The sequence below is a fragment of the Methylorubrum populi genome (genome assembly GCA_036946625.1).
Classification (GTDB): domain Bacteria; phylum Pseudomonadota; class Alphaproteobacteria; order Rhizobiales; family Beijerinckiaceae; genus Methylobacterium; species Methylobacterium populi_C.
The window spans coordinates 292,461-316,553 of sequence record JAQIIU010000001.1; the positions used below are offsets into that span (position 1 = coordinate 292,461).

Here is a 24,093-nt window from a genome sequence, read left to right on the forward strand (position 1 = left end):
CGTCAGGCCGGCACGGCCGAACCGGGCGGGGCCGGGCCGAGCCCGGCGGCGGCGTGCGCGCCCTCGGCCAGCATCGCGGTGGAGCCGGTGAGAGAGGCCCCGACGAACTTCGCCGCCGCGATGGCGAGGTTGGCGCCCGCCGCCGTGTAGATCGCCCCCGCGGTCTCGGCCATGTCCCGTTCCCTGCGGCGGCGGCAAGCTTCGCCGTCTTCGCGGGGTCGTCAACGCGCCGCAACCGTCGCGGTTGCCGGGGCGAGGCCGCCCGTGCAACCTGCCGCACGAAACGGGAGCCGCCGCGCGATGACGCCTTACGATCCGGACAACGTCTTCGGAAAGATTCTGCGCGGGGAGATTCCCGCGCACAGGGTCTACGAGGACGAGCACAGCCTCGCCTTCATGGACGTGATGCCCCAGGGCGAGGGCCACACCCTGGTGATCCCCAAGGCCCCCTCGCGCGGGCTGCTCGATGCGGAGCCGAAGACGCTCGCCGCCCTGATCGACACGGTGCAGCGGGTCGGCCGCGCGGTGAAGGCGGCCTTCGCGGCGGATGGGCTGACGCTGTTCCAGTACAACGAGCCGGCCGGCGGGCAGACGGTGTTCCACCTGCACTTCCACCTCGTGCCGCGCCATGACGGCGTGCCGCTGAAGCGCCACGAGGGCGGCATGGCCGACAACGCCGTGCTCGCCGAGCACGCCGCGCGCATCCGGGCGGCGCTGGACGACGCCTGAACGGGGTGGGTGCGATCAGACCGTCGGCGCCGCGCCCATCGCGGCGACGGCCGAGCGCAGGGCCGCGTTCTCGGCTTCCAGCTCGGCGATCCGGCGCAGCAGGGCGGCGACCGGCGGTTCGGGCGCGGCGGGCTGCTGCTGCGCCTCGAAGGCGACGCCCACGGCGTCGTCCCGGCGCCAGCGCAGGTTCGAGCGGAGCGTCGCCTCCTTCTGCGGGATGTAGAGGTCGAACGCGTCCGGCAGGGCGTTGGTCTGGCTGAGTTCCAGCCGGGCGCCCGCCTCCGAGAAGTCGCGCACGAGGCAGTCCATGCTGGACGCACCCTTGTTGAAGAGGATCCGCCCCTTGAGGAAGGTCCGCTTGCGGACCTCCTGGCGCCTCTCGCTGATCATGATCGGTGCTCCGGCCCGCCTGACATCGTCCCCGTATGCCATGGCGGCCGTTAAGGAATGCTCGACGGAGAACCCGCTCAGGCGCCTCCGGCCGGGCGCTCCGCCCCGCGCTCGTCGAGGCACTGGAACAGGTAGAAGCCGTTGAAGCGCACGGCGGTGGCCGCGGCGCGGTCGTCGAAGCCGGGCGGAGGGCTGGCGCTGCCGTCGATCCGGCCGCCGAAGGTCCAGCGGCGGCCGCCGACGAAGCGCGGCACGGCGCAACTCTCCGGAACGGCGCAGAAGAGCGCCTCCCTGCCCCGTCGGCGGAACAGGTTGTAGCTTCGCATCGGACATCCTCCGCATCGCCGCACCCTCGGACGACGGGTTAGCCCGACAATCGGTCGGGTTTGTGTCTGTCCGCCCGCCCGCAGGTCATGGCGGGTGGCGTTTCGCGGGTGGGGGTCCGGCGGTCCCGGTCAGACCGTTTCCGATCGATCGCTTCAGGGTTTCGCCCCACGCCGTCATCGCGAGCGGCCGCGAAGCGATCCAGGGCGCGACATGTCCGGAAAGGTCGCGCCCTGGATGGCCACGGCTTCGCCTCGCAATGACACAGGAGAGGCCGAGGTCATCAACCGGATGTCGTATCAGACCGGCAGGGGCGACGCGTCCGCCCGGCAATCGGGCTCCTCGGTCGGGGTGTTACGGATCGCGGCGGCGAGGCGGACGGCGTGATCGATGAGCGCCATGGGGGTGAAGCCCTGCGGCCCGTTCCCGCGCGGCTCGCCGCTTCCCGCGTCGATCTCCCCGGACGCCGTGAGGGGGCGGCCCGCGGCTCAGGGGGCTTGTTCCCCGCCGATCCGAGCGCCCGTCCAGGTGGCGAGCACCGTCAGATCGGCGGACAGCGCGACGAGGTCGGCGGCGTGGCCGGGGGCGATCCGGCCGAGCCGTGCGTCGAGCCCGAGGAAGCGGGCCGGCGTCAGGGAGGCCATCGCCAGGGCCTCCTCGACGGAGGCGCCGCCGCGCGTGCGCATGTGGCGCACGGCCTGCGCCATGGTGATCGCCGCGCCGGCCAGCGTGCCGTCCGCGCCGGTGAGGCGGTCGCCCTGGCGGACGATCCGTCGGCCGAACAGGGTGAAGGCGGCGTCCGGGCGCGGGTCGCCGACCGGGGGCATCGCGTCGGTGACGAGCATCAGCCGGTCGCGCCCCTTGAGCCGCAGGGCCAGCCGGAGCTGGTCGTCGCCGACATGGTGGCCGTCGGCGATGAGGCCGGCGAAGGCTTCCGGCTCGCACAGCGCCACGCCGACGGCGCCGGGCTCGCGCGGGCCGATCTGCGACATCGCGTTGAACAGGTGGGTGAAGCCGGTGAGTCCCTCGGCCATCGCCCGGCGGATCGCCGGGCCGGGGTCGGCGGTGTGCCCGGCGCAGATCCGGGCGCCGCGGGCGACGAGATCGGCCACCGCGCCGGGCGGCACCCGCTCGGGGGCGAGCGTCACCAGGGTGAGGCCGCGCGGGCCCAGTCCGGTCAGCAGCTCGGCATCGCCGGGGCCGAAATCGGCGAGCCGGGCGGGGTCGTGGATGCCGATCCGCTGCGGGCTCAGGAAGGGCCCTTCGAGGTGGATGCCGAGGATGCCGGGCACGCCCGCGCGAATCGCCGCCGCGACGCCCTCGATCGCCGCCCGGATCGCGGGGCGCGTGTCGGTGACGAGGGTCGGCAGCAGGGCGGTGGTGCCGCCGCGCCGATGCGCCGCCGCGATCCGGGCGATGGCGTCCACGCTCGGATCGTCGTTGAGCAGCACCCCGCCGCCGCCGTTGACCTGAAGGTCGACGAAGCCCGGCGCCAGGATCGCACCCGCCGGCAGGCGGGTGACCGGCAGGTCCGCGGGCGGATCGGCGGTGAGATCGGCGATCCGGCGATCGCGCAGCACGACGGTCCGGTCGCGCCAGAGGCGCTCCCCGTCGAAGACCCACTCGGCCGCGAGCGCCTGATGATCCCGGGATCCCAAAGGGATCATCCCTTTGGCGGGGTATCGGGGCAGAGCCCCGATGTCCTCCCAGGGCTCCGCCCTGGACCCGCGAAAGGGCTCGCCCTTTCGAAACCCTTCGGCATCACAGCGTCTCCGTGACCTTGGTGAGGCCGGCCGGCTTGTCCGGGTCGAGACCGCGGCGGCGCGCCTCCGCCTCGATGGCGCGGTAGGCCGGCACCAGCATGGCGACGGGATCGCAGGCCGGGTGGCCGTCGCCGATCCAGGGCAGGCGGCCGAGCGGCCCGCCGCAGGCATGGACCCGCATGCCGTCGCCGGAGAGGTCGCGCAACAGGGCATCGACGCCCTCGGCGAGCGGGTCGGCCTGGCGCAGGGCCAGGACCGGCGTGGCGGCGGAGACCGAGGCGCGCGGGCCGTGGCGCAATTCCGCTGCGGAGAAGCCGAGGGCGGGCAGGCGCAGGGTCTCGCCGAGCTTGAGCGCGATCTCCCGCACCGGCCCGAGCCCGTGGCCGCGCCCGGTGACGAAGGCCGCCGGCGCGTCCGCCAGATCCGCGCTCCAGGCGGCCCAGTCGAGGGCGAGCGCCCGGCCGAGGCGCTCGGGCAGAGCGGCGAGGCCGTCGCCGAGGGCCCGGTCGCCGGCCCAGGCCGCCACGAGCGCCGCGCCGGCCACCAGCGAGTTCGTCACGGTCTTGGTCGCGGCGACCGCCCGCTCCGGCCCGGCCAGGATCGGCAGGACGAGATCGCTCGCCCCCGCGGCGGGGGAATCGGGATCGTTGACGAGGGCGAGGGTGAGCGCGCCGCCGGCCCGGGCGGCCTGCGTCGCCGCCACGAGGTCGGGCGAGCGGCCCGATTGCGAGACGACGATGAAGAGCGCCCCCGCCACCCGCGGCGGCCGCTCGTAGCCCGTGACCACGGAGGGCGCGGCGGCCGAGACGGGCAGGCCGAGGCGCGTCTCGATCAGGTAGCGCAGGTGGACCCCGGCATGGCCGGAACTGCCCCGCCCGCACACCACCACGAACGGAAACTTTTCGGCAGTCAGCGTTGCGGCGATCCGCGCTGCCTCCCCTGCCTTCAGGAGGCGTTCCGCGGCGGCGGGGATCTCGGCGATCTCGCTCGCCATCGAAGTGGTCGTCATGCGGCTCACGGCCCCGTCTCGTCGAGCGCCCGGCGCAGGCTGCCGTCGTGGCGCAGGAGGAGGTCGTCGGCCCGGGCCGGGCTCGTGCCGCCCGCGATCAGCACCGCGCGCTTGATGTCGCCGTCGGCCCGCGCCAGCGCCGCCTCGGCGGTCTCGGCGTCGCAGGCGGCGAGTTCGCCGACCATGGCCACGCCCCGGGCGCGCAGCTTCCGGTTCGTCGCGCGCATCGCCACCATCCGCCCGCGATAGACCCGGCCCAGCCGGATCATCAGAAGCGTCGAGAACAGGTTGAGGATCACCTTCTGCGCGGTGCCCGCCTTCAGGCGGGTGGAGCCGGCCAGCACCTCCGCCCCCGTGGCGGCGAGGATGCCGTGGGCGGCCTCGCGCAGGATCGGCGCCTCGGGGTTGTTGCTGACGCCGACGGTGACGGCGCCGCGGTCGCGGGCGGCCTTCAGCGCCTGGACCGTGAACGGCGTGGTGCCGCTGGCGGCCAGCCCCACCACGACGTCGCGGCAACCGATGTCCGCGCGGGCGATCCAGGCGGCGCCGTCGGCGCCGGAATCCTCGGCATCCTCCACGGCGCGCAAGAGGGCGCCCTCCCCGCCGGCGATGGCGAATCCGAGCCGCTCCTCCGGCCAGTCGAAGGTCGGCGGCAGTTCCGCCCCGTCCTGCACGCCGATCCGGGCCGAGGTGCCCGCCCCGGCATAGACCAGCCGCCCGCCCTCGCGCAGGCCCGGCTCGGCGGCCCGCGCCGCCGCGTCGATCGCCGGCAGGGACGGCCCCACCGCGGCGACGGCCGCGAGCTGGCCCTCCCACAGGGCCTGGAGGATGTCGGGCCCGCCCCAGGCGTCGAGATCGACGTAGCGGGCGCTGGCGTCCTCGGTTCTCATGCCCTCGGTTCTCATGCCTCCCGCCTCATGCCGCGCGCGTCCCTGTCCGTTTCCGCGAGGCGCGATGCAGCGGCCCCGCATCTTCGAAAGAGCGCATCCCCGGCCCGGTTCCGCCGGCTCCCGCAAACCGCGGCCCGCGGACCCCGCGATGGATCGGATCGGGCCAAAGCGTCTCGCCGGTGGCGCGGCGCCAGCGCTCGCGGGCCAGCTCCGCCAGCGCCCCGGCGGCGGGACCGTCGACCAGCCTCATCACGTCGTGGCGCGGCGGGTAACCACCGGGACCGTTCCGTCGCAGCGCGCGCGGAAAAGCCTCTTTCAGACAAACCGGAAGCAGCCCGGACGCGCCGCTCAGAGGGCGGGACGTGGGCGCCGCAGGGCGTAGACGAGGGCGCCCGTCGTCATCAGCGCGAGCGCGTACCACGTCAGGGCGTAGACGAGGTGGTTGTTGCGGAAGGCCACCACGGTGAGGCCGCCGACCGGCAGGCCGCCGGGATTGGGCGTGGCGTCGGCATCGACGAAGTAGGGCGCGACCGCGGCGGGCGCCCGGTCGAGGCCGCGGGCGGCGGCGATGGCGGCGACGTCGCGGGAGTACCAGCGCCCGGCGGCCGGGTCGTTGCGGCGCAGGAAGCCGCCGCCGGGCTCGGTCGGGCGCAGCAGGCCGGTGACGGTGACCGTCCCCTCCGGCTCGCCCGCGGCGCGGTCGGCGCGCTCGCGCGCCTCCGTCGGCACGAAGCCGCGATTGACCAGGACGGTGAAGCCGCGGTCGGTGGCGAGGGGCACCAGCACCCAGAACCCGGCGCCGCGCTCGCTCAGGGCCTGGACCAGGGTGGCGCGGTCGTAGGCGAAGCGGCCGGCGAGCCGGACCCGGCGGTACCCGGCGGAAGGCCCGGTCAGGCCGGCCCAGTCCTCCGGTCCCGGCGCCGGGACGGGCTCGGCGTGGATGCGCGTCTCGACGCGGTCGATCAGGTCGCGCTTCCAGGCGCGGCGCTCGACCTGCCACGTGCCGAGACCGAGGAAGAGGCCGGTCAGGGCGAGCCCCGCCGCCGCCAGGAGGATCCGGCGCATCGTCGCGGCGAGGCGCGGGCGCCGCCGCCCGGCCGCCGGAGCGGCGGACGGGCGGGAGGGCGCGTCAGGGGGCGTGACGCATCTCCTCGGCCGAGACCGGCATCATGTTGGTGTTGAGGTGGTGCATGACCCAGATCGACCCGCACAGGGTGATGACCACGAGGGTGACCGTGAAGATCAGCGCCATGAAGGTCCAGCCGCCCTCGGACTTCGTGTTCATGTGCAGGAAGTAGATCATGTGGACCACGATCTGCACGAAGGCCAGCCCGAGGACGACGACGCCGGTGGCGAGCTTGTCGTCGAGGACATTGCCCATCACCAGCCAGAACGGGATCGCCGTCAGGATGACCGAGAGCACGAAGCCCGTGACGTAATCCTTGAACGAGCCGTGGCCGTGGGCGTCCCGCCCGTGACCATGGTCATGTCCGTGCCCGTGATCGTCGGCGTGCGCTGCCCCGCTCATTGCAGGACTCCCATCAGGTACACGAAGGTGAAGACGCCGATCCAGATGACGTCGAGGAAGTGCCAGAACATCGACAGGCACATCAGCCGGCGCCTGTTCTCGGGGCCGAGGCCGCGCAGGCGGGTCTGGACCATCAGCGTGACGAGCCAGATCAGGCCGAAGGTGACGTGCAGGCCGTGGGTTCCGACCAGGGTGAAGAACGCGGACAGGAAGCCGCTGCGCTGGGGCGTGGCGCCCTCGTGGATCAGGTGGGAGAACTCCCACAGTTCGAGCCCGACGAAGGCCGCGCCGAACAGGCCGGTGACCGCGAGCCAGAGTTGGGTCCTGGCGAGGTCGTCCTTCTCCATCGCCAGCATGGCGAAGCCGTAGGTGATGGAGGAGAACAGCAGCATCGACGTGTTCACCGCCACGATCGGCAGATCGAACAGGTCCTTGGGCGAGGGCCCGGCCGCGTAGCTGCGGCCGAGCACGGCGTAGGTGGCGAACAGGACCGCGAAGATGAGGCAGTCGCTCATCAGGTAGATCCAGAAGCCGAGCATCGTGCTCCCTTCCGGGTGATGCTCGCCTTCGAGATCGAGGAAGTCCGGCGCGTCGGCACCGGACATCCGGACGCCGACGAGGGTGTGGGACGCGTGCGTTGCCATGATGCTGCTCAGACCCGCGCCGCCAGCGCCTCGGTCCGCCGCGTCTCGGTGCGGGTGACCGTGTCGGCGGGGATGTAGAAGTCGCGGTCGTAGTTGAAGGTATGGCCGATCGCGACGGCCAGCGTCGCCGCGAAGGTGAGGGCCGCGAGCCACCAGATGTACCAGATCATCGCGAACGAGAAGGCGATGCTGATCACGCCGAGGATCACGCCGGTGGCGGTGTTCCTGGGCATGTGGATCGGCTTGTAGCCCTCGAGCGGACGCTTGAAGCCGCGGGCCTTCATCTCCCACCACGCGTCGAGGTTATGCACCACGGGCGTGAAGGCGAAGTTGTAGTCCGGCGGCGGCGAGGAGGTGGACCATTCGAGCGTCCGGCCTTCCCACGGATCGCCGGTGACGTCGCGCAAAGCCTCGCGGTTTTTGATCGAGACCGCGAACTGGACGATCATCGCGCCGATGCCGAGCGCGATCAGGCCGGCGCCGATGGCGGCGGCGACGAACCAGATCTGGAGCGAGGGGTCGTCGAAATGCTGGGCGCGGCGGGTCACGCCCATCAGCCCCAGCACGTAGAGCGGCATGAAGGCGACGTAGAAGCCGACGGTCCAGAACCAGAAGCTGACCTTGCCCCAGAACGGGTCGAGCTTGAAGCCGAAGGCCTTCGGGAACCAGTAGTTCACGCCGGCGAACATGCCGAACAGCACGCCGCCGATGATCACGTTGTGGAAATGCGCGATCAGGAACAGCGAGTTGTGGAGCACGAAGTCGGCCGGGGGCACGGCGAGCAGCACGCCGGTCATGCCGCCGATGACGAAGGTGACCATGAAGCTGACCGTCCACAGCATCGGCACGTCGAAACGGATCCGGCCGCGATACATCGTGAACAGCCAGTTGAAGATCTTCGCACCCGTCGGGATCGAGATGATCATCGTCGTGATGCCGAAGAACGAGTTCACGCTGGCGCCCGAGCCCATCGTGAAGAAGTGGTGCAGCCACACGAGGTAGGACAGTATCGTGATGACGACGGTGGCGTAGACCATCGAGGTGTAGCCGAACAGGCGCTTGCCGCAGAAGGCCGAGGTCACCTCGGAGAACACGCCGAAGGCCGGCAGGATGAGGATGTAGACCTCCGGGTGGCCCCAGATCCAGATGAGGTTGAAGTACATCATCGGATTGCCGCCGAGGTCGTTCGTGAAGAAGTGCGTGCCGACGTAGCGGTCGAGGGTCAGCAGCGCGAGGACCGCGCCCAGGATCGGGAAGGCGGCCACGATGAGCACGTTGGTGCACAGCGAGGTCCAGGTGAAGACCGGCAGCTTCATCATCGACATGCCGGGCGCGCGCATCTTCACGATGGTCGCGACCAGGTTGATGCCTGAGAGCGTCGTGCCGATCCCCGCGATCTGAAGGCCCCAGATGTAGTAGTCGACGCCGACGCCCGGGCTCATGTCCGCGCCCGACAGCGGCGGGTAGGCGAGCCAGCCGGTGCGGGCGAACTCGCCGACGAACAGCGAGATCATCACGGTGACCGCGCCCGAGACCGTCATCCAGAGCGAGAAGTTGTTCAGGAACGGGAAGGCGACGTCGCGGGCGCCGATCTGCAGCGGCACGACGTAGTTCATCAGGCCGGTGACGAAGGGCATCGCCACGAAGAAGATCATGATCACGCCGTGGGCGGTGAAGATCTGGTCGTAGTGGTGCGGCGGCAGGTAGCCCTCGTTGGCGCCGAAGGCGATCGCCTGCTGCGTGCGCATCAGCAGCGCGTCGGCGAAGCCCCGCAGGAGCATCACGAGCGCCAGGACGACGTACATGATGCCGATCTTCTTGTGATCGACCGAGGTCAGCCAGTCGCGCCAGAGCGGGCCCCAGAAGCGGAAATAGGTGATCGCGGCGAGCACCGCGATTCCCGCCGCCGCCACCCCTGCGAAGGTCACTTGCAGGATCGGCTCGTGGTACGGGATGTCCTCCAGGGAGAGGCGCCCGAACAGCAGGTGCTGCAGGTCCGTGTTTGCGAACATGGGTCGAACTCGTCCGTGAATCCTGATGCGGCGACGGATCAGTCGTTGGTCTGGTCGGGAGCGACGTGGTCCTGGCCGCTCCCCTCGTGGTCCTTGGCGTCGGGCGACTCGCTCTTGGGCGCGCGGTGCGAGGCCGGCGTCGTCGCCCCCGGTGCCTCGTCGCCGCGCTGCGTGTGGCGGTTGTCGTAACTGAGCCGCTCGGCGTTCTCCCGGCTCTCCTTGCCGGCGCCGCCCTTGGCGTCGATGGCCATCATCTCGTGCATGCACATCTTGCCGGGAACGACGCACATGCCGACGATCCTGCCGAAGAGCCCGTCGCTGAACGAGGAATAGTAGGTCACCGGCACCCGCTCGCTCGGGCGCTCGAGCTCGAGATAGGCATCGCGGCTCAGGTCCGAACCCTGCTGCTTCGCTTTGGCGATCCACCGGTCGAAGCCGTCGCCGTCGAGCCCGTGGAACTTGAACGTCATGCGCGAGAAGCCGCTGCCGCTGTAGTGCGAGGACAGGCCGTCGTACTCGCCCGCCCGGTTGATCACCGCGTGGAGCTGCGTCTGCATGCCGGGCATGGCGTAGATCATGCCGGCGAGCGCGGGGACGTAGAAGGCGTTCATCACCGAGGAGGCGGTGATCTTGAAGTTGATCGGCCGGTTCACCGGCGCGGCCAGCTCGTTGACGGTCGCGACGTTGTACTCGGGATAGAAGAACAGCCACTTCCAATCGAGGGCGACGACCTGCACCTCCAGCGGCTTCACCTCCGCCGCCACCGGCTTGCCGGGCTCGATGCGCGCGAGCGGCCGGAACGGGTCGAGGGTGTGGGTGCTGATCCAGGTGAGCGCGCCGAGCGCGATGATGATCAGCAGCGGCGCGGTCCAGATCACCACTTCGAGCGCGGTCGAGTGGTCCCAGTCGGGGTCGTGGCGGGCGGCCGTGTTCGAGGCGCGGTAGCGCCACGCGAACAGGAGGGTCAGCACGATCACCGGCACGATGATCAGCAGCATCAGGCCCGTGGACGCCACGACGAGGTTGCGCTGCTGCACGGCGATGTCGCCGGAGGGCTGCATCACCACGAGGTTGCAGCCGGCGAGCAGGCCGAACAGGGGCAGCAGGACGAGACCCCGCAGGATCCGGCGCGCGGAGCCGGCCCCGGAACGGGCGCTCGGTGAACGGTCGGCGGTCATGGCCACGAATCTTCGTTCCATCGCAAGGGCCGCGCGGGACTCTTCCCGCACGGCGACGGTTCGGTTCTCTCAGGGGCCCGCGCGGACGGACGATCCGCCCGCGGGGGCCTCAGGCAATCACATCTGGCGCATCTCGGAGCGGTCGAGGGCGAGCGCGAGCAGCGTCGCCAGCGCACCCGAGAGCAGATACACGCCGACCATGGCGAGGCCGTACTCGGTGGAGAGGTACAGCACCACGAGGGGCGCGAACCCCGCGCCGAACAGCCAAGCGAGGTCGGAGGTGAGCGCCGCGCCGGTGTAGCGGTAGCGCGCGCCGAGCCGCGAGGTCACGGCGCCGGCGGTCTGACCGTAGGACAGGCCGAGCAGCATGAAGCCGATATTGACGTAGATGGTCTGGCCGATGGCGTTCTCGCCGAAGATCAGCGGCGCCAGGATGCTGCCGCAGGCGAACACGGCGATCAGCCCGGCGCTGACGAGCAGCACGTTGCGCCGTCCGATCCGGTCGGCGATCAGGCCCGAGGCGGCCACCGCGCCGGCGCAGACCATGGCGCCGGAGAACTGCACCATCAGGAAGTCGCCCGCCGAGCGGTCGCTCGACAGGGCGAGCCAGGCGATCGGGAAGATCGTCACGAGGTGGAACAGGGCGAAGCTCGCCAGCGGCACGAAGGCGCCGATCCACACGTCGAGCGCGTGATGGCGGGCGAGGTCGACGATGCCGACGGGCTCCAGGCGGCCCTTGTCGAGGAGCCGGGTGAATTCCGGCGTCGCGACGAGCCGGAGACGGGCGAACAGGGCCACGACGTTGATGGTGAAGGCGCAGAAGAAGGGGAAGCGCCAGCCCCAATCGGTGAAGTCGGCCTCGGTGAGGTTGACGACGAAAAAGGCGAACAGGGCGCTCGCCACCATGAAGCCGATCGGCGCGCCGAGCTGCGGGATCATCGCGTACCAGCCGCGGCGCTCCCGGGGGGCGTTGAGGGCCAGCAGCGAGGCCATCCCGTCCCAGGCGCCGCCGAGCGCGAAGCCCTGCGCCACGCGCAGCACCGCGAGCAGCTCGATGGCGACGGCGCCGATCGAGTCGTAGCTCGGCAGGAAGCTGATCGCGGCGGTCGAGCCGCCGAGCAGGAACAGGGCGAGGGTGAGCTTCACCCCGCGCCCGTGCCGCTTGTGGATCCACATGAAGAAGATCGACCCGAGCGGGCGGGCGACGAAGGCGAGCGCGAAGATGGCGAAGGCGTACAGCGTGCCCGTGAGCGGCTCGGCGAAGGGGAAGAACACCTTCGGGAACACCAGCACCGAGGCGATGCCGAACACGAAGAAGTCGAAATATTCCGACGCCCGGCCGATCACCACGCCGAGCGCGATGTCGTTCGGGTGGACGTCGTGATGACTCATCGCCGCCTGCGCATCGCGCTCCAGCGGATGGGAATGGGCCGTGGCGTGGTCGGTGGTCATCGCGGGCAGCCGGCTCGCCTGAAGGTGCATCGAAGCCGCCGCCTTGCCGCGGCGTTCGGCACGTGCCTAGCGGATGGGTTGACAGACGAAAAGGGATTTTGGCGTCGCAACAGGCCGCACAGGCCGGCCATGCGATCAGGGCAGGGATGGTACGTTTACGCGCGCATGACGCGGGCCGATGCGCGTGAACGGCATGATGGATCCGGCCCCAGCCCGGTCGGCGGAATGAATCCTCTCTGCCGAGAGACCGAATCCGCCGAATCCCATGAGGAGCCGGACCCGTAGATTCGGCGGGCGCCGTCAGTGGCCCGCGGCGCGGCTTTCGACCGCCGCGCCCCGCGGCGGCGCCTCGATCCGGTACCAGCCGACATAGAGGGCGGGCAGGAACAGGAGCGTCAGCCCCGTCGCCGCCAGGATGCCGCCGATCATCGCGTAGGCCATCGGCCCCCAGAACACCTCGCGGGCGATCGGGATCAGGCCGAGGCTGGCGGCCGCCGCCGTCAGCAGGATCGGCCGCATGCGGTGGCGGGTGGCCTCGACCACGGCGTCCCAGGGCCCGAGCCCTTCCGCCTCGCATTCCTCGATCTGGCTCACCAGGATCACGGCGTTGCGCACGATGATGCCGATCAGCGCCAGGATGCCGAGGATCGCCACGAAGCCCATCGGCTTGTCGAACAGCAGGAGCGCCGGGACCACGCCGATCAGGCCGAGGGGGGCGACGGAAAACACCAGAAAAAGCTTCTGGAAGCTCTGGAGCTGGATCATCAGGAACAGCGCCATGACGAGCAGCATCACCGGCACCACCGCGGCGATCGGCCCCTGGCCCTTGCCGGCCTCCTCGACCGCGCCGCCGGTCGCCAGCGTGTAGCCCTCCGGCAGCGCCTTCGCGTAGGCGTCGATGGCGGGCTTCAGGGCGGCGACGATCGTGGGAGGCTGGGTCGCGTCGATGATGGTGGTGCGCACCGTCACCGTCGGCACCCGGTTGCGGCGCCAGACGATCGGCTGTTCGAGGTCGTAGTCGATCCTGGCAAACGCCAGGATCGGCACGACCGAGCCGTTGGAGAGGGCGACCTGAAGGCTCTGGAGCGTGTCGAGCGAGGTGCGCTCGACGGTGCGGGCCCGGCCGACCACGTTCACGAGGTAGATCGAATCGCGCACCTGCGTGATCGCCTGACCGCCGACGACGCCGTTGAGGATGCCGGCGATGTCCTGGCTGGTGACGCCGAGCTGGCGCGCCTTGTCCTGAAGGATCTCGACGCGCAGCACCTTGCCGGGCTCGTTCCAGTCGAAGGTCGGCACGGCGAGGCGCTTGTCGCCCGCGACCACGTCGGCGAGCTTGAGCGCGAGGCGGCGCACCTCCTGCACGTCGGGCCCGGACAGGCGGTACTGGATCGGGCGCCCCACGGGGGGGCCGAGATTGAGCGGCTGCACCAGCACGTCGGTGCCGACGAAGTCGTGCCGGCCGATGTTCAGCAGCCGCCGGATCACCTGATCGCGGACCTCCAGCGACTTCGTGACGATCACGATCTGCCCGAAGAAGGCGTTGGCGAGCTGCTGGTCCAGCGGCAGGTAGAAGCGCACCGCGCCCTGGCCGACGTAGGAACTCCAGCGCTCGATGTCGGGGTCGCCCTTCAGATGCGCCTCGAAGCGGTCCATCTGCGCCCGCGTCTCGGTGATGGTGGCGTTCTGCGGCAGCGTCAGGTCGACCAGCACCTCGGAGCGGTCGGAGGACGGGAAGAACTGCTGCTGCACGTGCCCCATCCCGACCACCGCCAGACCCATCAGGACCACGCAGGACGCAACCGTGATCCAGCGCAGCCGCATCGCGACGCGCAGCACCGCCATGAAGGCACGGGTGAACAGGCCCTGCCGCTCGGCATGGTGCTTCATGGCCTTGGGCAGGATGGTCACGCCGATGAGCGGCGCGAACAGCACCGCGACCACCCAGGAGATCAGGAGCGAGGCGGCGATCACCACGAACAGCGAGTAGGTGTACTCGCCGGCGGAAGAGCCGTTGAAGCCGATCGGCAGGAAGCCCGCCACCGTCACCAGCGTGCCGGTGAGCATCGGGAAGGCGGTGGAGGTGTAGGCGAAGGTCGCCGCCTTCTTGAGGCTGTCGCCGAGTTCGAGCCGGGCCACCATCATCTCGACGGTGATCATCGCGTCGTCCACGAGGAGCCCCAGCGCGATGATGAGGGCGCCGAGCGAGATGCGCTGGAGGGTGACGCCCATCACCTGCATGACCACGAAGACGATGGCGAGCACCAGCGGGATCGAGACCGCGACGACGAGGCCGGCGCGAAGCCCGAGGCTGACGAAGCTCACCGCCAGCACGATGACGACCGCCTCGACCAGCGCCTTGGTGAAGCCGCCGACCGCTTCCTCCACGATCTTGGGCTGGTCGGAGACGAGGTGGATGCCGACGCCGATGGGCAGCTTGCCCTCGACGACGTGCATGCGCGCCTTCAGATCCTCGCCGAACTTGAGGAGGTTGGCGTTGGGGCGCATGGCGATGGCGAGCCCGATCGCCGGCTTGCCGCCGACGCGGAACATCGCCGCGGGCGGATCCTCGTAGCCGCGGGAGATCTCGGCGACGTCGGCGAGGCGGAAGAAGCGGTCGTTGAAGCGCAGGTTGACGTCGCGCAGCGACGCTTCCGAGGTGAACTGGCCGCTCACCCGCAGGGAGACGCGCTCGGGGCCGGCCTGGACCACGCCGGAGGCGGCCACCGCGTTCTGCGATTGCAGCGCCTTGATCAGCGCCTGGATGTCGATGCCGTAGCCCGCGAGCTTGCGGGTCGAGAAATCGAGATCGATCGTCTCGCCCTGCACGCCCATCAGCAGGGTCTTGCCGATGTTGGGCACCTTGAGGATCTCGGTGCGCACGCCCTCGACGTAGTCGCGCAACTGCCGGTGGGTCAGGCCGTCGGCGGTGAAGGCGTAGACGTTGCCGTAGACGTCGCCGAACTCGTCGTTGAAGGCCGGCCCCTGCACCCCTTGCGGGAAGGTGTGCTGGATGTCGCCCAGCCGCTTCCTCACTTGGTAGAAGGCGGGCTGGATCTCCTCCTTGCGCGTCGTGTCGCGGAACTGCACGAACACCGTCGCCTGTCCGGGCGTGGTGTAGCTCCTGACGTAGTCGAGGGCGTTGATCTGCTGCAACTCCTTCTCGATCCGGTCGGTGACCTGATCGAGGGTGTCCTTGATCGTGGCGCCGGGCCAGCTCGCCTGGACCACCATGGTCTTGATGGCGAAGGGCGGGTCCTCCTCGCGGCCGAGCCGCGAATAGGCCATCACGCCGGCGACCAGGCAGACGAGCATCAGGAACCAGACCAGCGAACGGTGGCCGAGCGCCCAGTCGGAGAGGTTGAAGTCCTTCACGGGCGTAACCCTTCTGCCGGCTCAGTTCCGCTCGTCGGCCAGGCGCACGGTCTGGCCGTCGCGCAGGGAGTGCACGCCCGCCGTCACGACCCGCTCGCCGGGCTCCAGCCCCGCGCGCACGGCGATGCGCCCGTGTCCGTCCGGCCCGTCCCCGTCGAGGGTCACGTCGCGGCGCGCGACGTGCAGGTCCCCGCCCCCGGGCATGGCCCCCGGCGTGCCCTTCGGCCGGCCCGCTCCCGGCACGATCCAGACCGAGCGGCGCCCGTCCGCGTCGAGCAGCGCGGTGGCGGGCAGGACGATGCGGCGCTCGGTGCGGCGCTCCAGCGAGACGGTGATGGTGGCGCCGAGCCGGAAGGCGGGGCCCGGATCCTCCAGCGTCAGGCGGACGCGCCGGGTGCGGGTGCCGGATTCGGCGAAGGGCGCGACCTCGCGCACCCGCCCCCGCGCGGTGATCTCCGGCGCGCTCTGGAGCACCACCGTGAACAGGCCGTCCTTGGGCATGGCGCCGGCGAGCGTCTCGGGGATGTCGACCACCGCCTCGCGGGTCTCGGGCCGGGCGAGCGTCACGATCCCCTGCCCCGGGCTCACCACCTGCCCGACCTCGGCCAGCCGCTGGGTGACGACGCCGTCGAAATCGGCGTGCAGTTCGGTGTAGCCGATCTGGTCGCGGGCCTTCTGCAGGCTGGCCCCGGCCTGGGCGAGGCGGGCCTGGGCGGTGTCGCGCCGGGCCACCGCCGCATCGAGCTGGGCCTGGGTGACGTTGCCGCCCTCCGTCAGGCGCCGGGTGCGCGCCTCGGTGGCGGTCGCGTTCTCGGCCTGCGCCCTGGCGTCGGCGAGATCCGCCTCGGCGCGGCTGAGGTCGAACCGCGACACGATCGGATCGAGGGCGGCGAGCCGCTGCCCCTTCTTCACGACGTCGCCGACGGTGACGTCGCGCGCCACCACCCGCCCGCCGATCTGGAAGCCGAGCTGCGACTGGTAGCGCGGCTCGACCGTGCCGGCGAAGGGGCCGAAGATCTCGCTGTCGGTCGGCTGCGCCAGGACCGTGAGGACCGGCCGCACGGGGGGCGGAGGCACCTCCTGCGACGGCTGGCAGGCGGCGAGCGAGACGGCGCAGAGAAGGGCGCAGGGAAGCCGCGCACGCCTCATCGTCCGGCCTCCCCCATCGCGGCCTTCGTGGTGTCCTGCGCGTCCCCCTGCGCGTCCCCTTGCCCGGCCAGCGCGACGTGCTGGCCGGGACGCAGGAACTGGATGCCGGCGACCACCACCGTCTCGCCGGGCTCGACGCCGCCCTTCAGCACGATGCCGTCGAAGCCGTAGCGGTCGATCTCGATGGCCCGGACCGAGACCGTGCCCGCGGCGGAATCGTAGATCCACACCGCCGGGCGGTCGTCGGAGCGGTAGAGCGCGGACCAGGGCAGCACCACCGCCTCGCGCGAGGCGAAGCGGCCCCGGCCGATCACCACGGCGCCGAGCGACATCGCGGGCGGCGTCGTCTCCAGCCCGACCTTGACCCGCACCGTGCCGCTCGCCGCATCCACCGTCGGCGAGATCTCGCGCACATGGCCCGTCACCCCCACGGCCGGGTCGGACTGGAGCGTGACGTGGATCGTCTTGTCGCCGGGCGGCTTGGCGGTCAGCGCCTCGTAGACGTTGAACACCGCGTCGCGCGGGCCGTCCTGGGCCAGCACCATCACCGCCTGGCCCGCCTGCACCACCTGCCCCACCTCGAAGGTCCGGCTCATGACGATGCCGGGCACGCCGGCGCGCAGCTCCGTGTAGGAGAGCTGCTCCTCGGCGGTGCCGAGCGCCGCCCTGGCCGAATCGACCGCGGCCTGGGCGGTGCGCAGTTGCTGCTCGGCGTTGTCGTAGGCCGGCCGCGTGGTGTAGCCGCCGCCGATGAGCTGCTTCTGGCGCTCGAAGGTCACCTTGGCCTGGGTGAGCTGCGCCTCCGCCGAGACCAGGGCGGCACGGGCGTTGTCGAGATTGGCCCGCTGCACCAGCGGCTCCAGCACCGCGAGCACTTGGTCGGCGCCGACATGGTCGCCGACCTCGACCCGGCGCTCGGCGACCTTGCCGTTGGTGCGGAAGGCCACGTTGGTCTGGGCCTGGGCCTGGATGTCGCCGGTCAGCACCACGTCCGAGGCGACGGCGCTCCGTTTCGCCGGCAGAACCCGCACCAGCACCACGGAGCGGTCCTCCGCCTCCGGGACGGCGGCGGGTGTCTCGGCGGGTATCTCGGCATGCGTCTCGGCGCGCGCGGCCGGCGGGACCGCGGCGGACAGGACGGCGATCAGGGCGACGACGGGACGGAGCCGTGGGGACATCGGCCGAATTTCCGGACAGCGGGGGGGGAGGAGCGGCTTTGCTGCGACGGCGGCTTTCGCGGCGCAGACCTATCGCGTATCTTACCGACCGTCCAGACGGTTTTTATTCGAGGCTTCGGGAGCGCTCATGTCGCAGAGGACGCGCAGCCGGCGCGACGACCGTGCGGGGGTGATCCTCGACGCGGCGGGCGCGGTGCTGCGCCGGAGCGGCTCGCGGGCGCTGACCATCGACGCCGTGGCGGCGCAGGCGGGCCTGAGCAAGGGCGGCGTGCTGCACCACTACGCCTCGAAGGACGCGCTGATCCTCGCCCTCCTCGCCCGCAAGCTGGAGGAACTGCGCGCGGGCATCGCCGCCTGCGAGGCCGAGCACCCGCCGGGTCCCGCGGGGCTGGCGCTCGGGATGATCGACCACCTGCGCCGCAGCTATCGCGAGGAGGACGAGTTCACCCGCGCCCTGCTGCTCGCCTCCGCCGAGACCCCGGAGGCGCTCGCGGGCTACCGCGCCTTCGTCGCCGAGCGGCTGGCCCGGTTCGAGGCCGCGGACGGGCCGCCGGGGGTCGGGGCGGCGCTGTTCTTCGCGCTGCTCGGCATCGTGATGGGCCGCACCCTCGGCTTCCACGATCTGAGCGCGGCGCAGATCGAGCCCCTCCTGAGCGCGCTCGAAGGCGCGGCGCAGGAACTCGGCTGAGCCGCGGCCGGGAGCGGTCACCGCTTCGCCGCCGCGGCCCACGAGGAACGGCTTCGGGCGCGGTGCGGTTATGGGGAGACGATCAGAGGGGCGGGCCCAAGGCGCCTCGGGGCGGGCCCAAGGCGCCTCAAGGTGCCTTCTTGGCCTTCAGCCCGTGGATGCGGCCGATGGACTTGCGGCGACGTACGGCGCTGTCCCCTTGCCCGGGCCTTCCGGCGCCGCGCATGCGGAGGGGGACGGATGCGCCTTGACCTTCCGTCGGCGGCATGGCCTCCCGGTGCCGAAGGACCGCCGAAGCCCGAACGCGTCGAACCTCTCTCGAGGCGCACTATCGCCGCCGATGCGATGATGGACGGCGCCCCTTCGACCGATCGATGCCGGTCCATCGAATGTGCCCCTCGCGGAAATCTTCCCGCTGCGGCGCTTCGTTGAACGGACCGTTGCCACCGCGTGAGCCTCCTTGCCGCGATCATCGCTCTCCGAACCGGGAAGGACAATGCCGACGCATGACGCCGATGCCATCGTCGCGGTCGCCGCGCTCTGCGAGGCCGCCCGCGCGAAACTTCCGGTCTCGGGCTTTCACCGGCTCCGCGTCCTGCTCGACATGATCCGGATCGATCTCGCCCGTGAGAGCGTGCCCGCGACGGAAGGCAGGGTCCCGGGGCGACCGGCCGCACCCGGCCCGCGGGACCGGATCTGACACGCCGGCCGAGGCCCGGCCTCCCACGACACCCGATGTCCCGTGGGAACGGCGGATGCCTCCGTCGTTCAGCCGTCGTCGATCTGGCAGACGAGGCGGATCGTCATGACGCCGTCCCCGTTCTCGTTGCGCACGGTCAGGACCAGCGTGCAGTCCTGGCTGTCCTCGGCCTCGGCAGCCATCAGCGCGGTCATGACCCGCAGGGCCTCCCGGCGCAGGGCGAGCGGATCCCGGATCTCGCGACCCACCTCGTCCTTCAGGTCCACGCCGTCGTTGATGTCGAAGAAGTAACGCGGCATCGGGGGAGCGCTGTTTTCGAAAAAACCATTCTGCTCCGGCCGTAGGCCGGATAGTGCCGGGGCGGCCTGTTCCGCCCGAAGCGGGTCGGAAACCCGCGCCATGGCTCAACGCACGGAAAAAGGGCCGGTTCAGCCGCGGAACGAGTCGGCGTACAGCCGCAAGGCCATTTCCGGGAGAGCGAAGCGGCACGCCCCGCCGTCAATGCGCGAGGATCTTCGACAAAAACCGCTGAGCCCGCGCGCTGCGGAGGCAGGTCGAAGAAGGCGGCCTTGCCGGCATCCTCGACGATCTCGCCGCGATCCATGAACACCACCCGGTCGGCCACCTTGCGGCGAGCTCGACCATACAGCATCACGACCGGGTCCATGGCGAGGGCCCGGGCGATGGCCACACCAGCAGCGGCACGTTGCGGAACGTCTCGACATAGGCTGCGCCGACCGCGTTGGCCGCGCGCGAGGGCAGCGTGCGCATCACGCCGACCACCGAGCCGAGGCCGAAGGCGATGACCCAGGAGCACAGGGCCGTCAGCACCGTCCAGGCGAGCCCCGAGAGCAGCATGCCGGCATAGCTGCCGGTGCCCTCCGCCGAGGGTTCGAGGAAGATGCCCCAGTTCCAGGTGTAGGTCATCGAGGTAGGTCATCGGTTCGCCCCGACGCCGTCAGTAGGCGGCCGGGTCGGCGCTGTCGCTGGGGCTGGCGAAGGTTCTGGCCATCGCCTCGCTCATCGGGAGCTTCAGGTCGATGCCCCGCGGCGGAATGGGTTGGGTGAACCACTTGTCGTAGAGCGCCCGGCCCTCCGGGCTCCGGTAGAGCGCGGCGGTGGCGGCATCGACCACGGCCTTGAAGGCCGCGTCGCCCTTGCGCAGCATGATGCCGTAGGGTTCGGGCCGCGACTGCGCCTCCGACGAGATCGCGTAGGCCTCCGGCGTCTTCGAGCCGGCCACCAGGGCGGCGAGCAGCACGTCGTCCATCACGAAGGCGTCGGCGCGCCCCGTCTCGACCATCGGGAAGGCTTCCGCATGGTCCTTGGCCGGCACGTCCGATATCCTCGAAGGCAGATTCGAAATTAATCCCGAGAAATCCAAGCCATCGCGGGATTTCGGCCAAGCCGTTGCCGCGAGGAAACAAAGGATATTCGCAGAATCAAGGCACGGATTTCAGATCAAATCCCTGATTTCGTTTCGTTTTGAGCCTGGAACGCCATGTGGGAAACTGGTCGGAGCCAGCATCGAGCCGCTCCGGCCCGCCAATAAAATGACTGGATGATGTACGCAGTCCTTGCGCTGGTATACCAGATTAGGTGATGTCTGACCGACCTCGAACGAACTCTGCGGAAGAACAGGAGGAGGTGTCGTGAAGCGTTCGGTTCTGTATGCGTCGTTGCTGGCCGGCGCCTTCGCCCCTCTCCTCTCCGGCCCCGCCCGCGCTCAGAGCGGGCCTTTCGCCGGGCCGCCCCCCAGGGCCGCAGATCCCGAGACCGCCCCGGGACCGGCCGGGACGGCCAAGGCGCGCAAGGCGCAGGACGGCCCCTACTTCGCGGCCGTGCCGGCCAAGCTGCCGAATTTCCTCTACAAGGCGCTCGGCGAGCCGGAGAACTGGCGCATCAGCGGCTCGTTCCGGCCGCGGTTGGAGGGCATCGCCAACCAGTTCCGCCCGGTGCCGACCTTCGCCGCCAACGACATCCTGAACTCGTATCTCACCACCCTGCACGTGGAATACGGGGTCCAGGGCCCGGTGCGCCTCGGGGTGGAGCTGTTCGACAGCCGCGGCTATTTCCAGCAGCGCAATTCCTCGGCCTTCACCACGGAGGTGAACGCCCTCGAACCGGGCCAGGCCTATCTCAACGTCGACCTGGGGGATTTCGGCGGCGACGGCTCGAAGAGCAGCCTGACGGTCGGCCGCTTCACCAAGAACATCGGCTCGCGCCGCCTCGTCTCGCGCCAGCAGTTCCGCAACACCATCAACGCCTATACCGGCGTGGTGTTCGACTGGCAGGGCGCGGACAAGGACAAGCTCACGCTGCTGTGGTCGATGCCGCACACAAGGCTGCCCGACGACGTCGACGGCATCCTCGACAACGGCATCGCGTTCGACCGCGAGAGCCTGGACCTGCAGCTCTTCGGCGCCTCCTACACCTTCGCGAACATCTTCGGCGGCACGTTCGAACTCTACGGCTACGGCCTCTACGAGCAGGATTCGGGCACCGGCCTGCGCTCGGTGCAGACCCGCGACCGGCGCCTGTTCACACCCCGGGATGCGGCTCGCCCGCCTGCCGCGGGTGGGCGCGTTCGACTACGATGTCGAGGCGATCTACCAGACCGGCCTCGCCCGCGAGACCGCCGCCGCCAGCGACCTGCGCGACCTCACCGTCTCGGCCTACTTCGTCCATGCCGAGGTCGGCTACACCCTCGACCACGCGTGGAAGCCCCGGTTCTCGCTGCATTACGACCACGCCAGCGGCGACCGGAACGACGACGGCAAATTCAGCCGCTTCGACACCCTGTTCGGCGCCCGGCGCTTCGAGTACGGCCCGACCGGCCTCTACGGCCCGGTGCAGCGCGCCAACCTGATCTCGCCCTCGATCCGCGCCGAGATCACCCCGAGCCCGGTCTGGGACGTCTTCGTCGCCTACCGTCCGCTCTGGCTGGAGAGCGCCACCGACACCTTCGCCGCGACCCTGATCCGCGACCGCACCGGCCGCTCCGGCACCTTCGCCGGCCACCAGATCGAGGGCCGCCTGCGCTACTGGATCATCCCCGACACGATGCTCCTCGATACCGGCCTCGCCTACCTCGCCAAGGGCGACGTCCTGCGCAACGCCCCCAACGCGCCGGACACGGGCGACACCTTCTACGGCTACCTCAACACGACGCTGTTCTTCTGATCTTCTGAAAGCGCGCGGATGACGATCCGCCGTTCCTGACAGGAAACCCCGGCCGCGGACGATTGACAGAGCCGCACGCAAGGATCTCAAGACCGTCCCGACGGCAACCGGCCGCAAGGACCCGACGACCCGGCCGGCCCGACCCTCGATCGGAGAGGCTTGCGTGGCGAAGACGACGGCGGACACCGAGACCAAGCGGTTGGCCAAGCGCGCAGGCAAGGACGCGGCCAAGCGCGCAAGTAAGCGCACGGGCAGGAAGGAAGCCCGGAAGGCCGTGAAGGACGCGGCCGGTGCGGCGGGATCGGCCGCCGCCGAGGCGGAGTCTCTCCATCACGAGGAGGATCTCGCCGTCGCCACCGTGCGCAAGGTGGCGCTGGACGGTCGAAGAACCCGCCCGGAGCACGACCTGCTCGGCGACGGCGAGGTGCCGGCGGACGCCCTGTGGGGCCTCCACACCAAGCGGGCGGTGGCGAACTTTCCCCATCACCGGCGTGCCGGTGGGCCATTACCCGGACCTCGTGCGGGCGCTCGCCCTGGTGAAGCAGGCCGCGGCGCGGGCCAACCACCGGCTCGGCTACCTGCCGAAGGCGAAGGCGCGGATCATCGACGAGGCCTGCACCCTCGTCGCGAGCGACCCCCTTTACGCCGAAGCCTTCGTGGTCGACGTGATCCAGGGCGGGGCCGGCACCTCGACCAACATGAACGCCAACGAGGTGATCGCCAATGTGGGCCTGAGGCTGATGGGGCGGGCGCCCGGCGACTATGCCGCGCTGCACCCCAACGACGACGTCAACATGGCCCAATCCACCAACGACGCCTACCCGACCGCCCTGCGGCTCGCGGTGATCTTCGCCACGCGACCCCTGGTGAAGGCGCTCGACGACCTCGCCTACGCCTTCAAGAGCAAGGCGGTGGAGTTCGCCGACGTGCTGAAGATGGGCCGCACCCAGCTTCAGGACGCGGTGCCGATGACGCTGGGCCAGGAATTCGACGGCTTCCACGCCACGATCAAGGAGGACGTGGCGCGGCTCACCGAGATCGTCGGCCTCTTTCGCGAGGTGAATCTCGGGGCGACCGCGATCGGCACCGGCATCAACGCCGACCCGCGCTACGCCGCGCTCGCGGTGGAGGAGCTGTCGCGGCTCTCCGGCCAGCCGATGGTGCTGGCCTCGAACCTGATCGAGGCGACCTCGGATCTCGGCGCCTTCGTTCTGTTCTCCGGCACCCTGAAGCGGGTCGCCGTGAAACTCTCCAAGATCTGCAACGACCTGCGCCTGCTCTCGTCCGGCCCCCGCACGGGCCTCGGCGAGATTCGGCTGCCCGCGGTGCAGGCCGGCTCCTCGATCATGCCGGGCAAGGTCAACCCGGTGATCCCGGAGGTGGTCAATCAGGTGGCCTACATGGTGATCGGCCACGACCTCACGGTGACGCTCTGCGCCGAGGGCGGCCAGCTCCAGCTCAACGCCTTCGAGCCGACCCTCGGCTACTGCGTGCTGAGCTCTTTGCGGATGCTCACGGCCGCCATCGACACCCTGACCAAGCGCTGCATCGAGGGGATCGAGGCCGACCGCGAGCGCTGCCGCAGCCTGGTCCAGGGCTCGGTCGGCCTCGTCACGGCGCTCGCGCCGACGCTGGGTTACGAGGCGAGTTCCCGCGTCGCCCGCCGGGCCCTGAAGGAGAACCGGCCGGTGGCCGAACTGGTGCTGGAGGAGGGCCTGCTGACGGAAGCCCAGCTCAATCAGCTTCTGGAACTCGAAGCCATGACCCACCCGACCCGGCGGCAGAAGGCCGGGACGGCGGGGTGAGGACGGGCCCGGTCGCGATCCGGCCGGCGAGCGCTATCGGATGACGGGCTACGCCTGGAGCCGCGCCAATGCCGACGGCCTCGGCGCCCGGCCGAC

General features: G+C 70.6%; 19 protein-coding genes and 5 pseudogenes. 5 read left to right on the top strand and 19 right to left on the bottom strand.

Annotated features, from left to right (window positions below):
* Positions 1–2: 2 nt before the first annotated feature.
* A complete protein-coding gene (locus tag PGN25_01455) occupies positions 3–173 on the bottom strand; it encodes a hypothetical protein (GenBank protein MEH3116314.1) in 171 nt (56 codons plus the stop codon).
* 127 nt (positions 174–300) lie between these two features.
* On the opposite strand from PGN25_01455, the gene PGN25_01460 reads away from it, so the two are divergent.
* The gene (locus PGN25_01460) at positions 301–729 is read left to right on the top strand and encodes an HIT family protein (GenBank protein MEH3116315.1); all 429 of its coding nucleotides are present in this window, start codon (positions 301–303) and stop codon (positions 727–729) included.
* Between the two features lie 15 nt (positions 730–744).
* Here PGN25_01460 and PGN25_01465 read toward each other — a convergent pair whose 3' ends face one another.
* From PGN25_01465 to PGN25_01530, 14 genes are all read right to left on the bottom strand, one after another.
* Positions 745–1,119, bottom strand: a complete 375-nt coding sequence (locus tag PGN25_01465) for a PilZ domain-containing protein (GenBank protein MEH3116316.1) — start codon at positions 1,117–1,119, stop codon at positions 745–747.
* Between the two features lie 77 nt (positions 1,120–1,196).
* Positions 1,197–1,445, bottom strand: coding sequence for a hypothetical protein (locus PGN25_01470; GenBank protein ID MEH3116317.1), 249 nt, complete (start codon positions 1,443–1,445; stop codon positions 1,197–1,199).
* A 486-nt stretch (positions 1,446–1,931) separates the two neighbouring features.
* Positions 1,932–3,110 (bottom strand): N-acetylglucosamine-6-phosphate deacetylase, encoded by a 1,179-nt coding sequence (gene nagA, locus PGN25_01475; protein MEH3116318.1) that lies wholly within the window; start codon positions 3,108–3,110, stop codon positions 1,932–1,934.
* Between the two features lie 94 nt (positions 3,111–3,204).
* The gene (locus PGN25_01480; protein MEH3116319.1) at positions 3,205–4,215 is read right to left on the bottom strand and encodes an SIS domain-containing protein; all 1,011 of its coding nucleotides are present in this window, start codon (positions 4,213–4,215) and stop codon (positions 3,205–3,207) included.
* A 5-nt stretch (positions 4,216–4,220) separates the two neighbouring features.
* Entirely contained in the window at positions 4,221–5,105 is an 885-nt protein-coding gene (locus PGN25_01485; protein MEH3116320.1) for an N-acetylmuramic acid 6-phosphate etherase, read from the bottom strand.
* 348 nt (positions 5,106–5,453) lie between these two features.
* Positions 5,454–6,170, bottom strand: a complete 717-nt coding sequence (locus PGN25_01490; GenBank protein ID MEH3116321.1) for an SURF1 family protein — start codon at positions 6,168–6,170, stop codon at positions 5,454–5,456.
* 64 nt (positions 6,171–6,234) lie between these two features.
* A complete protein-coding gene (cyoD, locus tag PGN25_01495; GenBank protein MEH3116322.1) occupies positions 6,235–6,633 on the bottom strand; it encodes a cytochrome o ubiquinol oxidase subunit IV in 399 nt (132 codons plus the stop codon).
* Complete coding sequence (gene cyoC / locus PGN25_01500) at positions 6,630–7,238, bottom strand: cytochrome o ubiquinol oxidase subunit III (GenBank protein ID MEH3116323.1); 609 nt, start codon at positions 7,236–7,238, stop codon at positions 6,630–6,632. Before cyoC ends, cyoD begins: the two co-directional genes overlap by 4 nt.
* Before the next feature lie 47 nt (positions 7,239–7,285).
* On the bottom strand, positions 7,286–9,289 hold the full coding sequence (gene cyoB / locus PGN25_01505) for a cytochrome o ubiquinol oxidase subunit I (protein ID MEH3116324.1): 2,004 nt from the start codon (positions 9,287–9,289) through the stop codon (positions 7,286–7,288).
* Positions 9,290–9,327: 38 nt separating this feature from the next.
* Entirely contained in the window at positions 9,328–10,467 is a 1,140-nt protein-coding gene (gene cyoA, locus PGN25_01510; GenBank protein ID MEH3116325.1) for a ubiquinol oxidase subunit II, read from the bottom strand.
* 117 nt (positions 10,468–10,584) lie between these two features.
* Positions 10,585–11,919 carry an MFS transporter gene (locus PGN25_01515; protein ID MEH3116326.1) on the bottom strand — a complete coding sequence of 445 codons (1,335 nt, stop codon included), beginning with the start codon at positions 11,917–11,919 and terminating at the stop codon, positions 10,585–10,587.
* A 300-nt stretch (positions 11,920–12,219) separates the two neighbouring features.
* Positions 12,220–15,294: an efflux RND transporter permease subunit gene (locus tag PGN25_01520; protein ID MEH3116327.1), complete on the bottom strand. Its 3,075-nt coding sequence runs from the start codon at positions 15,292–15,294 to the stop codon at positions 12,220–12,222.
* A 21-nt stretch (positions 15,295–15,315) separates the two neighbouring features.
* Complete coding sequence (locus tag PGN25_01525; GenBank protein MEH3116328.1) at positions 15,316–16,443, bottom strand: efflux RND transporter periplasmic adaptor subunit; 1,128 nt, start codon at positions 16,441–16,443, stop codon at positions 15,316–15,318.
* Positions 16,440–17,621: an efflux RND transporter periplasmic adaptor subunit gene (locus PGN25_01530; GenBank protein ID MEH3116329.1), complete on the bottom strand. Its 1,182-nt coding sequence runs from the start codon at positions 17,619–17,621 to the stop codon at positions 16,440–16,442. Before PGN25_01530 ends, PGN25_01525 begins: the two co-directional genes overlap by 4 nt.
* Positions 17,622–17,748: 127 nt before the next feature.
* Here PGN25_01530 and PGN25_01535 point away from each other — a divergent pair, with 127 nt between their 5' ends.
* Both PGN25_01535 and PGN25_01540 read left to right on the top strand, forming a co-directional pair.
* Positions 17,749–18,309 carry a TetR/AcrR family transcriptional regulator gene (locus PGN25_01535; GenBank protein MEH3116330.1) on the top strand — a complete coding sequence of 187 codons (561 nt, stop codon included), beginning with the start codon at positions 17,749–17,751 and terminating at the stop codon, positions 18,307–18,309.
* Between the two features lie 496 nt (positions 18,310–18,805).
* On the top strand, positions 18,806–19,009 hold the full coding sequence (locus tag PGN25_01540; GenBank protein ID MEH3116331.1) for a hypothetical protein: 204 nt from the start codon (positions 18,806–18,808) through the stop codon (positions 19,007–19,009).
* A gap of 68 nt (positions 19,010–19,077) precedes the next feature.
* Here the strand turns inward: PGN25_01540 and PGN25_01545 are convergent, their stop codons facing one another.
* The 4 genes and pseudogenes from PGN25_01545 to PGN25_01560 all read right to left on the bottom strand — a co-directional run bounded on the left by PGN25_01545 (position 19,078) and on the right by PGN25_01560 (position 20,354).
* Positions 19,078–19,308, bottom strand: coding sequence for a hypothetical protein (locus PGN25_01545; GenBank protein ID MEH3116332.1), 231 nt, complete (start codon positions 19,306–19,308; stop codon positions 19,078–19,080).
* A 199-nt stretch (positions 19,309–19,507) separates the two neighbouring features.
* Positions 19,508–19,700: pseudogene (locus PGN25_01550) on the bottom strand (amino acid ABC transporter ATP-binding protein).
* Positions 19,700–19,936: pseudogene (locus tag PGN25_01555) on the bottom strand (ABC transporter permease subunit). Before PGN25_01555 ends, PGN25_01550 begins: the two co-directional pseudogenes overlap by 1 nt.
* 31 nt (positions 19,937–19,967) lie before the next feature.
* Positions 19,968–20,354: pseudogene (locus PGN25_01560) on the bottom strand (transporter substrate-binding domain-containing protein).
* A gap of 307 nt (positions 20,355–20,661) precedes the next feature.
* Between PGN25_01560 and PGN25_01565 the strand changes: the two are divergent.
* A pseudogene (locus tag PGN25_01565) lies at positions 20,662–22,192 on the top strand (alginate export family protein).
* A 163-nt stretch (positions 22,193–22,355) separates the two neighbouring features.
* A pseudogene (locus tag PGN25_01570) lies at positions 22,356–23,997 on the top strand (aspartate ammonia-lyase).
* The last annotated feature ends 96 nt before the right edge of the window (positions 23,998–24,093 follow it).